This is a genomic window from Paenibacillus xylanexedens (genome assembly GCF_007676705.1).
Classification (GTDB): Bacteria; Bacillota; Bacilli; order Paenibacillales; family Paenibacillaceae; genus Paenibacillus; species Paenibacillus xylanexedens_C.
In genome coordinates this window covers 291-521 of sequence record NZ_VEBF01000032.1, presented here as the reverse complement: position 1 = coordinate 521, position 231 = coordinate 291, and the positions used below count along the sequence as shown (strand labels likewise).

Annotated in this window: 1 protein-coding gene; it reads left to right on the top strand. The window is 48.9% G+C overall.

Annotation, left to right across the window (positions count from 1 at the left end; translation table 11 throughout):
- Positions 1-57 precede the first annotated feature (57 nt).
- Complete coding sequence (locus FS628_RS31565) at positions 58-213, top strand: hypothetical protein (protein ID WP_186328019.1); 156 nt, start codon at positions 58-60, stop codon at positions 211-213.
- Positions 214-231 lie beyond the last annotated feature (18 nt).

The window sequence follows — 231 nt, the reverse complement described above, 5'->3', positions numbered from 1 at the left end:
ATATATAGAAGTGATTAGATGGAGGAAGTGGGTGGGATTAGTGAGGGGGTTGGGATTATGGATGAGGGGGGAATGATTGGGTGTGGGAGTGAAGGAGAAGTGAGAGAAGGGGTAGGATGGGAGGAAAAAGTAGTGGTGTGGACTTCGGGTATGGGTGCGGAGGTGGTGGAAGAATTGAAAGTTGAGGGTGGGGTGCGAATGGTAGACGTTTGAGATAATCGAGTGATGATT

What these genes read in the sequence shown, in the direction of transcription:
- FS628_RS31565 (WP_186328019.1), top strand. Translation starts at nt 58, where the DNA reads ATGGATGAGGGGGGAATGATTGGGTGTGGGAGTGAAGGAGAAGTGAGA.